General features: G+C 61.8%; 12 protein-coding genes. 9 read left to right on the top strand and 3 right to left on the bottom strand.

Features of this window, described 5'->3' with window-relative positions; all coding sequences use genetic code 11:
- The first annotated feature begins 2 nt into the window (after window positions 1–2).
- From pilW to AC0R79_RS24865, 9 genes are all read left to right on the top strand, one after another.
- Window positions 3–761 (top strand): type IV pilus biogenesis/stability protein PilW, encoded by a 759-nt coding sequence (pilW, locus tag AC0R79_RS24905; RefSeq protein ID WP_007956682.1) that lies wholly within the window; start codon window positions 3–5, stop codon window positions 759–761.
- Complete coding sequence (locus tag AC0R79_RS24900) at window positions 761–1,810, top strand: RodZ domain-containing protein (protein WP_474732021.1); 1,050 nt, start codon at window positions 761–763, stop codon at window positions 1,808–1,810. Before pilW ends, AC0R79_RS24900 begins: the two co-directional genes overlap by 1 nt.
- A 3-nt stretch (window positions 1,811–1,813) precedes the next feature.
- The gene (ispG, locus tag AC0R79_RS24895) at window positions 1,814–2,923 is read left to right on the top strand and encodes a flavodoxin-dependent (E)-4-hydroxy-3-methylbut-2-enyl-diphosphate synthase (protein WP_007956680.1); all 1,110 of its coding nucleotides are present in this window, start codon (window positions 1,814–1,816) and stop codon (window positions 2,921–2,923) included.
- A 22-nt stretch (window positions 2,924–2,945) separates the two neighbouring features.
- Window positions 2,946–4,235 (top strand): histidine--tRNA ligase, encoded by a 1,290-nt coding sequence (gene hisS / locus AC0R79_RS24890; protein ID WP_085606838.1) that lies wholly within the window; start codon window positions 2,946–2,948, stop codon window positions 4,233–4,235.
- Between the two features lie 41 nt (window positions 4,236–4,276).
- On the top strand, window positions 4,277–4,918 hold the full coding sequence (locus AC0R79_RS24885) for a tetratricopeptide repeat protein (protein ID WP_007956678.1): 642 nt from the start codon (window positions 4,277–4,279) through the stop codon (window positions 4,916–4,918).
- Window positions 4,911–6,062, top strand: a complete 1,152-nt coding sequence (bamB, locus tag AC0R79_RS24880) for an outer membrane protein assembly factor BamB (protein WP_039765728.1) — start codon at window positions 4,911–4,913, stop codon at window positions 6,060–6,062. The genes AC0R79_RS24885 and bamB overlap by 8 nt, the downstream gene beginning before the upstream one ends.
- Window positions 6,063–6,202: 140 nt before the next feature.
- A complete protein-coding gene (der, locus tag AC0R79_RS24875; RefSeq protein WP_007956675.1) occupies window positions 6,203–7,675 on the top strand; it encodes a ribosome biogenesis GTPase Der in 1,473 nt (490 codons plus the stop codon).
- A 119-nt stretch (window positions 7,676–7,794) separates the two neighbouring features.
- On the top strand, window positions 7,795–8,943 hold the full coding sequence (locus AC0R79_RS24870; RefSeq protein WP_375747840.1) for a pyridoxal phosphate-dependent aminotransferase: 1,149 nt from the start codon (window positions 7,795–7,797) through the stop codon (window positions 8,941–8,943).
- Complete coding sequence (locus AC0R79_RS24865) at window positions 8,931–9,722, top strand: amidohydrolase (protein ID WP_375747839.1); 792 nt, start codon at window positions 8,931–8,933, stop codon at window positions 9,720–9,722. The genes AC0R79_RS24870 and AC0R79_RS24865 overlap by 13 nt, the downstream gene beginning before the upstream one ends.
- Window positions 9,723–9,831: 109 nt before the next feature.
- Here AC0R79_RS24865 and leuA read toward each other — a convergent pair whose 3' ends face one another.
- From leuA to xseA, 3 genes are all read right to left on the bottom strand, one after another.
- Entirely contained in the window at window positions 9,832–11,511 is a 1,680-nt protein-coding gene (gene leuA / locus AC0R79_RS24860) for a 2-isopropylmalate synthase (RefSeq protein WP_179693826.1), read from the bottom strand.
- A gap of 367 nt (window positions 11,512–11,878) precedes the next feature.
- A complete protein-coding gene (locus AC0R79_RS24855; RefSeq protein WP_474732015.1) occupies window positions 11,879–12,700 on the bottom strand; it encodes a peptidoglycan DD-metalloendopeptidase family protein in 822 nt (273 codons plus the stop codon).
- 3 nt (window positions 12,701–12,703) lie between these two features.
- Window positions 12,704–14,083 (bottom strand): exodeoxyribonuclease VII large subunit, encoded by a 1,380-nt coding sequence (xseA, locus tag AC0R79_RS24850; RefSeq protein ID WP_102688188.1) that lies wholly within the window; start codon window positions 14,081–14,083, stop codon window positions 12,704–12,706.
- Window positions 14,084–14,090: the final 7 nt, after the last annotated feature.

The raw sequence follows: 14,090 nt of genomic DNA, 5'->3' as shown, positions 1-14,090 counted from the left end.
CTATGTCCCTGCGCTTTGCGCTGCTGTTGCTGTTGGCCAGCCTGTGTGCTGGTTGTGTCCTGTCGGGCGATTACAACCCGATGAAGACCAGCAAGGGCCGTGACGAAGCGCGGGCTGCCTACGTGCAGCTGGGGCTGGGATACTTGCAGCAGGGCATGACCGAGCGGGCCAAGGTTCCACTGAAGAAGGCCCTGGAGCTGGACGGTTCGGATCCCGACGCCAATGCCGCGCTGGGGCTGGTTTTCCAGGCCGAAATGGAACCTGCGCTTGCTGACGAACACTTCCGCAAAGCCTTGTCCTCCCGTCCCGCCGATGCGCGCATCCTCAACAACTACGGCAGTTTTCTCTACGAAGAACAGCGTTACAAGGAAGCCTACGAGCGTTTTGAACAGGCCGCCGCCGATACCCTGTATCCTGAGCGTTCGCGAGTGTTCGAGAACCTCGGCATGACGGCGGCGAAGCTCGGGCAGCGTGATCTGGCGCAGCAGCAGCTGGAAAAAGCGCTGCGTTTGAACCGTCAGCAGCCACGCGCATTGCTGGAAATGGCTGAGTTGTCATTCGAAGACAGGCATTATGTGCCCGCGCGTGACTATTACGACCGTTTCAGCCAGCTCTCCGAGCAAAATGCACGTAGTCTGTTGCTCGCCGTTCGGTTGGCAAAAGTATTTGAAGATCGCGACAAGGCCGCCAGTGCGGGCCTGCAATTAAAACGACTCTATCCCGGTACGCCGGAATATCAGCAATACCTGTCGGAGCAATGATGAAAGCGGCGCATCCCGAAGTTGTAGCAGCGAATCGCGTTAACCCCGGTGAGACCCTGCGCCAGGCCCGCGAAAGCAATGGCTGGTCGCTGGCCGAAGTGGCCCTCAAGCTCAACCTCACCGTGACTTCCCTGAGCAATCTTGAAGCCGGCGCATTCGACAAGTTGCCGGGGCATACCTTCGCTCGCGGTTACATTCGTGCGTACGCCAAATTGCTCGGCATGGATCAGACCGTTCTGGTCCAGCAATTCGACCAGTCCACCGGCACCGATTCCCAGGGCAGCAATGTACACGCACTGGGCCGTATCGAAGAGCCGGTACGGGTATCCCACACCATTTTGCGTATCGTCAGCCTGTTGCTGTTGATCGCGGTCATCGGCGGCGGTTTCGTCTGGTGGCAGGATCAGACCTCGCTGCGTACCAAGGACCTGATCGGCCTGGCGCCGGAGCACGTCGAAGTCGAAGGCGCCGACGGCACCACCCAGATTCATCCGCTGGACGAGCCGGAAGACCAGGCCGTCGCGGAAGGCGAAGCCGAGGGCTCGACCGCTCTGGCGCTGCCTCAATCGGAAACCACGGCTGAATCGACCGGTGCCGAGACCGAGGCCGCAGCGCCAGCGACCGCACCCATTGCTCCGGCACCTGCTGCGCCAGCCGCTACTCCGGCTGCACCGGCTCATACGCCAGCGCCTGTGGTTGCTGCTCCAGCGAATCCTGCGCCAGCCGCTCCGGCCACGCCTGCCCCGACCGTCACTGCCCCGGCCGTCGCTGCACCCGCGCCGACAGCGCCAGTTGCTCCGGTTGCAGGTCAGGGCCAGGTTCAGGTGCAGTTCATCGCCGATTGCTGGACTCAAGTGACCGATGGCAGCGGCAAAGTGCTGTACAGCGGCCTCAAGCGCAAGGGCGACAGCCTGTCTGTCGTCGGCAAGCCGCCGTTTGCCGTGCGTCTGGGCGTTGCCCGTGGCGCGCAGGTCAGCTACAACGGCCAGCCTGTCGATGTCGCTCCGTTCACCAGTGGCGAGACCGCTCGCCTGAAGTTGGGTCAATAAGTCATGCACGGCGAATCTCCAATCAAACGTCGCGAATCGCGCAAGATCTGGGTCGGTAACGTGCCCGTGGGCGGCGATGCCCCTATCGCTGTGCAGAGCATGACCAACAGCGACACCAATGACGTCGCTGCCACCGTCGCGCAGATCAACCGTCTGGAAGCCGCCGGCGTCGACATCGTCCGCGTTTCGGTGCCGGACATGGACGCCGCCGAGGCGTTCGGCAAGATCAAGCAACTGGTCAAGGTGCCGTTGGTTGCCGACATCCATTTCGACTACAAGATCGCTCTGCGCGTGGCCGAACTGGGTGTGGACTGCCTGCGCATCAACCCGGGCAACATCGGTCGCGAAGACCGCGTGCGTGCGGTGGTCGATGCCGCCCGTGACCGCGGGATCCCGATCCGCATCGGCGTCAACGCCGGCTCGCTGGAAAAAGACCTGCAAAAGAAATACGGCGAGCCGACGCCGGCCGCGCTGGTCGAGTCCGCCCTGCGTCACGTCGAACACCTCGAACGCCTGAATTTCCAGGACTTCAAGGTCAGCGTGAAGGCTTCCGACGTGTTCATGGCCGTTGAAGCCTACCGTCTGCTGGCCAAGGAAATCGTCCAGCCGCTGCACCTGGGCATCACCGAAGCCGGTGGATTGCGCTCCGGTACAGTGAAATCCGCCGTGGGCCTAGGTATGCTGCTCGCCGAGGGGATTGGCGATACTATCCGCATCTCGCTGGCGGCCGACCCGGTCGAGGAAGTGAAGGTCGGTTACGACATTCTCAAGTCTTTGCATCTGCGTTCCCGCGGTATCAACTTCATCGCCTGCCCGAGCTGCTCGCGGCAGAACTTCGATGTGGTCAAGACCATGAACGAGCTGGAAGGGCGCCTTGAAGACCTGCTGGTGCCGCTGGATGTCGCGGTGATCGGTTGCGTGGTCAACGGCCCCGGCGAAGCCAAGGAAGCCCATATCGGCTTGACCGGCGGCACGCCAAACCTGATTTACATCGACGGCAAGCCGTCGCAGAAACTGACGAATGACAATCTGGTGGACGAGCTGGAAAAGCTGATCCGCGAGAAAGCGGCCGAGAAGGTCGAAGCTGACGCAGCGGTTATCGCGCGCGGCTGATCGAACGAATTAAGGAATTTCTGTGAGCAAGTCTCTGCAAGCCATTCGTGGCATGAACGACATCCTGCCGGAACAGACGCCGGTATGGCGTTATTTCGAAGGCACCGTTTCGCGCCTGCTGGATAACTACGGTTACAAGCAGATCCGCATGCCGATCGTCGAGTTCACCGAGCTGTTCAAGCGCTCGATCGGTGAAGTGACCGACATCGTCGAAAAAGAGATGTACACCTTCGAAGACCGCAACGGCGACTCCCTGACCCTGCGTCCGGAAGGCACGGCCGCGTGCGTGCGTGCGGTGCTCGAGCACGGCATCACCGGCGGTGGCCAGGTGCAGAAGCTCTGGTACATCGGCCCGATGTTCCGTCACGAGCGTCCACAGAAAGGCCGTTATCGCCAGTTCCACCAGATCGGTCTGGAGGTGTTCAACCTCGATGGTCCGGACATCGACGCCGAGCTGATCGTGCTGACCTGGCGCCTGTGGGGCGAGCTAGGCATCCGTGATGCGGTCAAGCTCGAACTCAACAGCCTCGGTACCAGCGAGTCCCGTGGCCGTTATCGTGAAGCGCTGGTCGAGTATCTCTCGGCGCACCACGACAAACTGGACGAAGACAGCCAGCGTCGCCTGAAAACCAATCCGCTGCGCGTGCTCGACACCAAAAATGCCGACACCCAGGCCGTGCTGGTCGATGCGCCGAAAATGGCCGACTATCTGGACGACGAATCCCGTGCCCACTTCGAAGGCCTGAAGGCCCGTCTGGATGCCGTCGGCATTCCTTACGTGCTGAACCCGAAGCTGGTGCGTGGTCTGGATTACTACAGCAAAACCGTATTCGAATGGGTCACCGACAAGCTCGGCGCCCAGGGCACTGTCTGCGCGGGTGGGCGCTATGACGGTCTGGTCGAGCAGATGGGCGGCAAGCCGACCCCTGGCGTCGGTTTCGCCATGGGTATCGAGCGTCTGGTGCTGCTGCTGGAAACCCTGGAGCAGATCCCGGAAGAAATCTCCCGTCAGGTCGACGTCTATCTCTGCGCCTTCGGCGAAGAAGCAGAGCTGGCCGGTCTGGCCCTGGCCGAGCGTGTACGCGACCAACTGCCCAACCTGCGCCTGCAAGTCAATGCCGGCGCCGGCAGCTTCAAGAGCCAGTTCAAGAAAGCCGACAAGAGCGGTGCGCTGTACGCACTGATCCTCGGTGACGACGAAATGGCCCAGCAAGTGGTAGGTTTCAAACCCCTGCGTGGCCAGGGCGAACAACAAAGCATTGCCTGGGATGCGCTCGCTGCACACCTGGCCACCTGCGTCGTGCAGGGTTGAAGCTGTCTAAGCAGCCGATTTAGCGATTAAGGAGTATTGGGGTGTCGAGTACCGAAGACGAACAGTTGGCGGATTTGAAGGACTGGTGGACACGCAACGGCAAACCTCTGGTCACCGGCGGCCTGTTGGCGCTTGTCATCGTGTTCGGCTGGCAGGCTTTTCACAAGTATCAGAGCAACCAGTCGCAAGGCGCCTCGGTGCTCTATCAGCAATTGCTGGAAACCACGCTGACCCCGGATGGCAAGCCTGACGCCGCGCGCGTTGCGGATCTGGCCGGCAAGCTCAACAGCGAATTCGGCGGTTCTGCCTACGCGCAGTACGGCAGCCTGTTCGTGGCCAAGGTAGCGGTCGACAGCGGCAAGCTGGACGACGCGGCGACCGAACTGAAGGCCATCGTTGCCAAACCGGCCAACCCGGCGCTGGGCGAAATCGCCCGTCAGCGTCTGGCGCAGGTACTGGGCGCGCAGAACAAGGCCGATGAAGCCCTGAAACTGCTCGAAGGCGATGCCGACAAGTCGTTCCTGGCCACTCGCGAAGAACTCAAGGGCGACCTGCTGGTACAGCTGGGCCGTACCGATGAAGCGAACGCGGCGTATCAAAAAGCCAAGGCGGCACTGTCGGATGAAGCGGCGGTCGGTGGCCTTCAAATCAAGCTGGACGACCTGGCCAAAGGGGATGCGTGACGTGATCCGTTGGAAGCATGCAGCATTGCTGGCTCTGGCCATTCTGGCCGCGGGTTGCAGCAGCAACAGCAAAAAAGAACTGCCACCGGCCGAGCTGACCGACTTCAAAGAAGAAGTGGTCCTGCACAAGCAGTGGAGCCGCTCGATCGGTGACGGTCAGGGCGAAACGTACAACATGCTGGTGCCGGCGATCGACGGTGACACCATCTACGCGGCCGATGTGACCGGTATCGTGATGGGCCTGGATCGTGGCAACGGCGACGTGAAATGGAAGAAAGACCTTGAACTGCCTGTGTCCGGCGCCGTTGGCGTGGGTTACGGTCTGGTCATGGTCGGTACCCTGCGCGGTGAAGTCGTTGCCCTCGACGCCATCAACGGCGAAGAGAAGTGGCGTTCGCGCGTCAACAGCGAAGTCCTCGCGCCACCGGCCAACAACGGTGACGTGGTGGTGGTACAGACCCAGGACGATCGTCTGATCGGTCTGGACGCGTCCACCGGCAACCAGCGTTGGGTGTATGACAGCACGCCGGCCGTACTGACCCTGCGCGGCACCAGCGCACCGATCGTCACCAACCGCCTCGCGGTGGCTGGCCTGTCGACCGGTAAAGTGGTCGCTCTCGACATTTCCAACGGCGTGCCGGTCTGGGAACAGCGGATCGCGATTCCACAAGGTCGTTCGGAACTGGAGCGTGTGGTCGACATCGACGGCGGTCTGCTGCTGTCCGGCGGTACCCTGTACGTTGCCAGCTATCAGGGTCGCGTTGCGGCACTGGATCTGGAAAGTGGCCGTCAACTCTGGCAGCGCGACGCGTCGAGCTACGCCGGTGTTGCCCAGGGTTTCGGCAACGTCTACGTAAGCCTGTCGTCGGGCACGGTTGAAGGCGTCGACGAGCGTTCCACCACAGCACTGTGGAGCAACGACTCGCTGGCCCGTCGTCAACTGTCGGCGCCGGAAGTGTTCTCCAGCTACGTTGCAGTCGGTGACCTGGAAGGTTACCTGCACCTGCTGAGTCAGGTGGACGGTCGTTTCGTCGGCCGCGAGCGCATCGACAGCGACGGCCTGCGTGCCCGTCCGCTGGTGGTGGGTGACACGATTTATGTGTATGGCAACAGCGGCAAACTGGAAGCCCTGACCATCAAGTAATGGTTTGACTATGCTTGGGGTTAATTCCCCAGGCGGCCCTGCTTCTGCAGGGTTGCAGCACCCACGGGTGTTGCCCCGAGCACCAGCCGCTGCCTCGCAGCGGCTTTTGTATTTTCTGAAATAACGAAGTGGAGAGCCGCATGGTTCCCGTAATCGCCCTGGTGGGCCGACCGAACGTCGGCAAGTCCACCTTGTTCAACCGCCTGACCAGGACTCGCGACGCCATCGTCGGCGACTTGTCCGGTCTGACCCGTGATCGCCAGTACGGTGAGGCCAAGTGGCAAGGGCGTTCCTACATTCTGATCGACACCGGCGGTATCTCCGGTGACGAGCATGGTATGGACGAAAAAATGGCCGAGCAGTCGCTGCTGGCCATCGAAGAAGCGGATGTCGTTCTGTTCCTGGTAGATGCCAAGGCCGGTTTCACCGCTGCCGACCAGATGATCGCTGAACACTTGCGCAAACGTAACAAGCGTTCCCACGTAGTGGCCAACAAGGTCGACAACATCGACCCGGAAATGGCCCGCGCTGAATTCGCCCCGCTGGGCATGGGCCACGCGATCCCGATCGCCGGCGCCCACGGTCGCGGCATCACGCAATTGCTGGAAGCCGCCCTGAGCGATTTCCCGCGCGATGATGACGAGCCGGCCGAAGGTGAAGAGGAAGAAGTGGTCGCCGAAGGCGAGGAAGCCAAGCGCATTCCTGGCCCGAGCGAAAAAGACGGGATCAAGATCGCCATCATCGGCCGTCCGAACGTCGGCAAGTCGACCCTGGTCAACCGCATGCTCGGTGAAGACCGGGTAATCGTCTATGACCAGCCCGGCACCACCCGCGACAGTATCTACATCCCGTTCGAGCGTAACGACGAGAAGTACACGCTGATCGACACCGCCGGTGTACGCAAGCGCGGCAAGATCCACGAAGAAGTCGAAAAATTCTCGGTGGTCAAAACCCTGCAGGCGATCAAAGACGCCAACGTGGTGATCTTCGTGATGGACGCCCGCGAAGGCGTGGTCGATCACGACCTCAACCTGCTGGGCTTCGCCCTTGAAGCAGGTCGTGCGCTGGTGATCGCGATCAACAAGTGGGACGGCATGACGCCGAGCGAGCGCGACTTCGTGAAGGTCGAGCTGCAGCGTCGGTTGTTCTTCGTTGACTTCGCCGATATCCACTTCATCTCGGCACTGCACGGTACTGGCGTGGGCAACCTCTACGCCTCGGTGCAGAACTCGTTCAAGTCCGCGGTCACCCGCTGGCCGACCAGCCGCCTGACGCAGATTCTCGAAGACGCGGTCAGCGAGCACCAGCCGCCGATGGTCAACAGCCGCCGGATCAAGCTGCGTTACGCTCACCTGGGTGGTGCGAACCCGCCGATCATCGTGATCCACGGCAACCAGATCGAGAAAGTGCCGAAGTCGTACGTGCGCTATCTGGAAAACACTTACCGCCGTGTGCTCAAACTGGTCGGTACGCCGATCCGTATCGAGTTCAAGGGTGGCGAGAACCCGTACGAAGGCAACAAGAACACGCTGACCGACCGCCAGGTCAACAAGAAGCGTCGTTTGATGTCGCACAACAAGAAGGCCAGCAAGAAGCGCCGCGACAAGAAGTAAGGTCGCTGCGAACAGAGAGAAGGGGCGCCGTTTGGCGCCCTTTTTTTATGGGCGCCGGATGGGCTATCCTCGGGCTCTCCCGCGCCGTCGTCAGAGCCGGGGCAGAGCAGGGAACCCCGATGATCACCAGCAAGCTGCCGAATGTCGGCATCACTATTTTCACGCAGATGTCTCAGCTCGCGGCGCAGACCGGAGCGATCAACCTTTCCCAGGGTTTTCCTGATTTCGACGGCCCGCAGGCACTGCGCGACGCGGTTGGTCGACACATCGCCAGCGGTCATAACCAGTATTCGCCCATGACCGGCCTGCCGGCGCTGCGCCAGCAGATCGCGGCGAAAATCGCCCGCAGTTATGGCGCCAACGTCGATGCCGATACCGAAGTGACCGTCACACCGGGCGCGACCCAGGCGATCTTCTGTGCGATCCAGGCGGTTATCCACAGCGGCGACGAAGTCATCGTGTTCGATCCGGCCTACGACAGTTACGAGCCAGCAGTAGAGCTGGCCGGCGGGCGCTGCGTGCATGTGCAACTTGGGCTGAAAGATTTCTCCATCGACTTCGACAAACTCAGCGCAGCCCTGAGCCCGCGCACGCGGATGATCATCCTCAATACTCCGCACAACCCGAGCGGCGCATTGATCAGTCGCGCCGAGCTGGATCAACTGGCGGCATTGATCCGTGATCGCGACATTTACGTGATCAGCGACGAAGTCTACGAACACCTGGTATTCGACGGCATGCCGCACGTCAGCGTGCTGGCCCATGAAGAGCTGTATCAGCGTGCCTTCGTGGTCAGCTCGTTCGGCAAGACCTATCACGTCACTGGCTGGAAAACCGGCTACGTCGTGGCGCCGCCGGCCCTGACGGCAGAGCTGCGCAAGGTGCACCAGTACGTCAGTTTCTGCGGCGTGACGCCGTTGCAGTTCGCTTTGGCCGATTACATGGCCGAGCATCCGGAACACGTCGAAGTACTGCCGGGCTTCTATCAGGCCAAGCGCGATCTGTTCTGTGATCTGCTGGCGCCGTCGCGATTCAGCTTCACCCGTGTCACCGGCACCTATTTCCAGCTGGTCGATTACTCGCAAATTCGTCCTGACTTGAACGATGTCGAGATGGCGATGTGGATGACCCGTGAGCATGGCGTGGCGAGTATTCCGGTGTCGGTGTTCTACCAGAATCCACCCGAAGGCCAGCGCCTGGTGCGCCTGTGCTTTGCCAAACGTGAGGAGACGCTGCGGGAAGCGGCGGCCAAACTATGCGTGATCTGAGTGCGTTGCCCGATCTCAATCTGGCGCTGATCCAGACCAGCCTGGCCTGGCATGATCGTCAGGCCAATCTCGAGCATTTCGACGCTTTGCTGGAGCAGGCGCGCGGTGCGGATCTGATCATCCTGCCGGAAATGTTCACCACCGGATTCTCCATGGAATCCGAAACCCTGGCCGAAGCCGAAAACGGCCCGACCAGCAAATGGCTGCGAGCCCAGGCGGCGAAGCTGAATGCTGTCGTCACGGGCAGCGTGATCATCCAGGCCGCCGACGGCAGTCATCGCAACCGGCTACTGTGGGCGCGCCCGGACGGCGAAGTGCTGCATTACGACAAGCGTCACCTGTTCCGCATGGCCGGCGAGCACAACCACTACACCCCCGGCGAGCGCCAGGTGCAGTTCGAGCTCAAAGGCTGGCGGGTGCGCCCGCTGATCTGCTACGACTTGCGCTTCCCGGTGTGGAGCCGCGACGCTCAGGACACCGATCTGCTGCTGTACACCGCCAACTGGCCGGGCGCGCGGCGTCAGCACTGGAACCGCTTGCTGCCGGCCCGGGCGATCGAAAACCTGTGCTATGTGGCGGCGGTCAACCGGGTTGGCACTGATGGCAAGGGTTTCGCGTATACCGGCGACAGTCAGGTGCTGGATTTCCAGGGCGAGAGTTTGCTGGCGGCGGGGGAGGCTGACGGGGTGTTCAAGGTGGTTCTGGAAGCGGCTGCACTGGCCGCTTACCGCGAGCGGTTCCCGGCGAATCTTGACGCGGACACCTTCGAGTTCACTTGATAGCCCAGATCACCTAGATCGTTCCCACGCAGAGCGTGGGAACGATCAGATTGAAAATAAAAAGGCCCCGGAGTTCGCACTCCGGGGCCTTTTGCATTGCAGCGGTCAGTTACGCCGCTTTCGCTTCCGGCTGGCTCAGCGAGCGGTTCAGCGCGCTGAACAGGGCCTTGAAGCTGGCGGTGGTGATGTTTTCATCGATGCCCACGCCGTGCACCGCACGTTCGCCGTTCACACGCAGTTCGATGTAGGCCGCCGCCTTGGCGTTGGTGCCCGCGCCGATGGCGTGTTCGTTGTAGTCCATGATCTCCACCGGAATCGGCAGACCGGCCACCAGCGCCTCCAGCGCGCCGTTGCCCTTGCCGCGCCAGTGCAGGTTGGTTTCGCCCTGACCCTTGCTCGCCACTTCCACTTCGACGGCGCTGTTGCCGTTTTCTTCCTGCAGGCGATGGCTGACCAGCGCGTATGGGGTGTTGGCTTGCAGGTACTCGCTGTGCAGCAGCGCGTGGATTTGCTGCGCGGTCATCTCCAGGCCCAGGCGGTCGGTTTCACGCTGCACGACCTGGCTGAATTCGATCTGCATGCGACGTGGCAGGCTGATGCCGTATTCCTGCTCCAGCAAGTAGGCGATGCCGCCCTTGCCCGACTGGCTGTTGACGCGGATCACCGCCTCGTAGCTGCGGCCGATGTCGGCCGGGTCGATCGGCAGGTACGGCACTTCCCACAGAGTGTCCGGTTTCTGCTGCGAGAAGCCCTTGCGGATCGCATCCTGGTGGGAGCCGGAGAACGCGGTGTGCACCAGGTCGCCAACGTATGGGTGACGCGGGTGAACCTGGATCTGGTTGCACTCTTCGACGACCTTGCGCACGCCGTCGATGTCGGAGAAGTCCAGTTGCGGGTCGAGGCCCTGGGTGTACATGTTCAGTGCCACGGTCACGAGGTCGACGTTACCGGTACGCTCGCCGTTGCCGAACAGGCAGCCTTCGACGCGGTCGGCGCCGGCCATCAGGCCCAGCTCGGTGGCGGCCACGCCGGTGCCACGGTCGTTGTGGGTGTGCAGGCTGATGATCACGCTGTCACGACGGTTGATGTTGCGGTGGAACCACTCGATCTGGTCGGCGTAGACGTTCGGGGTCGCGCATTCGACAGTGGCCGGCAGGTTGAGGATGATCTTGTGCTCAGGCGTCGGGTTCCAGACCTCGATCACCGCGTCACAGACTTCCTTGGCGAATTCCAGCTCGGTGGCGCTGAAGGTTTCCGGCGAGTACTCGAAGGTCCACTCGGTGTCCGGCTGCATGGCTGCGTATTTGACGAACAGCTTGGCGGCGTTCACGGCGATGGCCTTGATCCCGTCCTTGTCCTGGTTGAAGACGATGCGACGGAAAGAAGGGGAGGTGGCGTTGTACAGGTGAACGATGGCTTTCTTCGCTCCGCGCAGGGATTCGAAGGTGCGCTCGATCAGGTCTTCACGGCCCTGGGTCAGCACTTGAATAGTGGTGTCGTCCGGGATGTGGCCGTCTTCGATCAGGGTACGCACGAAGTCGAAGTCGGTTTGCGAAGCGGCCGGGAACGAGGCTTCGATTTCCTTCACGCCCACCTGCACCAGGGTTTTCCAGAAGCGCAGCTTTTTCACCGCGTCCATTGGCTCGATCAACGACTGGTTGCCGTCACGCAGGTCGGAGCTGCACCAGATCGGCGCGGCATCGATGGTCTTCGACGGCCAGGTGCGGTCCGGCAGGTTGATCACAGGAAACGCGCGGTATTTCGAAGACGGGTCTTTGAGCATGCTCATCGGGAAATTCCTTATTGTCTGGGCCGAAAAGAGGCGGCCTGCCGGTGGAACGAACGTTCTTGGAAAAGCGTGGGACGAGGCGCAGCGATTCAGCCCGGCAGTCGTGCGCTGACGAGGCACAGGCTGCGGTGCTGGCGAAGCTGAATGAGGGTGTGAGAGGTTTTCATGCCTTCAACCCTAACCGCGGGGGATAAGGATGGCAAGCAGTCGAAAAAAATTGAGAGGAATACCCGGAAAGCGGTTTTTTCCGAGATTTTATTCTCTGAATCAAAGTGAATGTTTGCAGAGATTGCGCAGTCCGTTCGTCGTGCGCAATCCCTGTGGGAGCGAGCCTGCTCGCAATGAGGCCAGTCGCCTCACCCGCAAATCAAGGCTGGAAAGCCCCAATGAAAATCGCCGGATCGACCCGCGCATCGTTCAGGCTGACGTTCCAGTGCATGTGCGGCCCGGTCGCCCGACCTGTAGCGCCCACCTTGCCCACCACCGCACCGCGGGCCAGTTGCTGGCCGTTCTGCACATCGATCTTCGACATGTGGCAGAACATGCTGATGAAGCCCTGGCCGTGGTCGACGAACACCGTGTTGCCATTGAAGAAGTAGTTGCCGATCAGGATCACCTTGCCTGCTGCCGGGGTCTTGATCGGCGTGCCGGCCGGCACCGCGAAGTCCAGACCTGCGTGCGGATTGCGCTCTTCACCGTTGAAGAAACGGCGCACGCCGAACTTGCTCGACAGCGGTCCGTTGACCGGTTTGTCCAGCAGCAGATTGCTCGGGGTATTCGGACTGAAACTGCGGTAGGCCTTGATCTGCTCGGCCAGTTCGCCCTCGATGCGCTTCAGATTCGCCGGGTTCGGATTGACCTGCTGGGTGTTCTTCAGGGTGATGTGCTGTTCCGGGTATTTCTTGTTGCCGACATTGAAGTTGAGGTTACTGCCGCCACTGCTGATCTGCTGAACGCCGGGTTTGACGGTCAACGGAACGCCGACAATCGCCAGCCAGTTGTTCTGTTCCTTGACCACCAGCACCGGTTTGCCCTGATACGTGGCTTTCGGCGCTTGCGCAGCGGTGCCCAGATCGACGACAGCCACGCCGCCCGGCACCGGTTTGTTCAGCAGGCGGGTAATGTAACTGTCGGCGTGGGCATTGAAGGTCAGGCACAGCAACAGCAGCGGAGCAAAAAAACGCGGCATGGATCAGTCCAGTAAAGAGAGAGTGACAGGCGTCAGGTGATTGTCCTCGACGCGCACTTGCAGTTCGCCTTCGCCCAGTCTTGCCTTGAGGCGCTGGCCGGTGTGAGTCTGCGCGGCGTTGCGGATCGCGTTACCGCGCTCATCCAGCAGAATGCTGTAGCCACGGCCGAGTGTCGCCAGCGGGCTGACCACGTGCAGGGTCTGCATCTGGCTTTGCAACTGAAGGCGACGGCGTTTCAGACCTTCGTTCATGGCGCGCGGCAAGCGCTCGGCGAGGCTGTCGAGGCGGTGGCGCAACAGGGCCAGCTGGCGTCCCGGATGTTGCCCGGCGAGACGGGTTTCCAGGCGGATCAGTCGTTCACGACGGGTATTGAGCTGGCGCTCGAAGGCGCGGCGCATGCGCATGTCCAGATCATCCAGACGCTGTGCCTGCTGGCGCAGACGCTCGCCGGGATGGCGCAGGCGGCGGGTCATGCCTTCAAGGCGCAGGCGATCGCGCATCAGGCGGTCACGCATGCGCATCACCAACCGACGATGCAGGCTTTCGACCTGCCGGATCAGGTGGCTGGAATCCGGGGCAAGCAGTTCAGCGGCGGCGGACGGTGTCGGTGCGCGCACGTCCGCCACGAAGTCGCTGATCGACACATCGGTTTCATGGCCGACCGCACTCACGATCGGCGTGACGCAGGCATCTACCGCCCGGGCCACGGCTTCTTCGTTGAAGCACCAGAGGTCTTCCAGCGAGCCGCCGCCACGGGCCAGGATCAGCGCGTCGAAGCCACGGGCGTCCGCCAGTTTCAGGGCGCGGACGATCTGCGCGGTGGCTTCGCGGCCCTGAACGGCGGTGGGAATCAGCGTCAGTTGAACCTGCGGCGCGCGGCGGCGGAACACGCTGATGATGTCGCGGATCACCGCGCCGGTCGGCGAACTGATGATGCCGATGCGCTGCGGATGTGCCGGCAGCGGCACCTTGCGCTCGGCACTGAACAAGCCTTCGGCGCTGAGCTTTTCCTTCAAGGCATCGAAGGCCAGGCGCAGGGCACCGTCACCGGCTGGCTCCACGGTGTCGAGGATCAGTTGATAGTCGCCACGCCCTTCGAACAGCGAGACCTTGCCGCGCACCTTGACCGCCAGGCCATCCTTCAGCGCCTGACGCACCCGCGCCGCATTCTGCCGGAACAGCGCGCAACGCACCTGCGCGCCGCTGTCCTTGAGCGTGAAATACACGTGGCCGGACGCCGGGCGGGCGAGGTTGGAAATTTCGCCTTCGACCCAGATGTTGCTGAACACGTCTTCGAGCAACACCCGCGCGCGGCCGTTGAGCTGGCTGACGGTCAGGACTTCGCGGTCGAGGCCGAGTCTTGCAAAGGGATCTTTAATCATGGGGCGC

This window comes from Pseudomonas sp. HD57-3 (assembly GCF_056113135.1).
Note: the sequence above shows the minus strand (reverse complement) of the source record. Positions and strands in the feature narration are given on the sequence as shown.

Coding starts and splice junctions, on each gene's coding strand:
- AC0R79_RS24870 (WP_375747840.1), top strand. CDS start 7,795: ATGATCACCAGCAAGCTGCCGAATGTCGGCATCACTATTTTCACGCAG.
- AC0R79_RS24855 (WP_474732015.1), bottom strand. CDS start 12,700: ATGCCGCGTTTTTTTGCTCCGCTGCTGTTGCTGTGCCTGACCTTCAAT.
- xseA (WP_102688188.1), bottom strand. CDS start 14,083: ATGATTAAAGATCCCTTTGCAAGACTCGGCCTCGACCGCGAAGTCCTG.
- ispG (WP_007956680.1), top strand. CDS start 1,814: ATGCACGGCGAATCTCCAATCAAACGTCGCGAATCGCGCAAGATCTGG.
- bamB (WP_039765728.1), top strand. CDS start 4,911: ATGCGTGACGTGATCCGTTGGAAGCATGCAGCATTGCTGGCTCTGGCC.
- pilW (WP_007956682.1), top strand. CDS start 3: ATGTCCCTGCGCTTTGCGCTGCTGTTGCTGTTGGCCAGCCTGTGTGCT.
- der (WP_007956675.1), top strand. CDS start 6,203: ATGGTTCCCGTAATCGCCCTGGTGGGCCGACCGAACGTCGGCAAGTCC.
- leuA (WP_179693826.1), bottom strand. CDS start 11,511: ATGAGCATGCTCAAAGACCCGTCTTCGAAATACCGCGCGTTTCCTGTG.
- AC0R79_RS24865 (WP_375747839.1), top strand. CDS start 8,931: ATGCGTGATCTGAGTGCGTTGCCCGATCTCAATCTGGCGCTGATCCAG.
- AC0R79_RS24900 (WP_474732021.1), top strand. CDS start 761: ATGAAAGCGGCGCATCCCGAAGTTGTAGCAGCGAATCGCGTTAACCCC.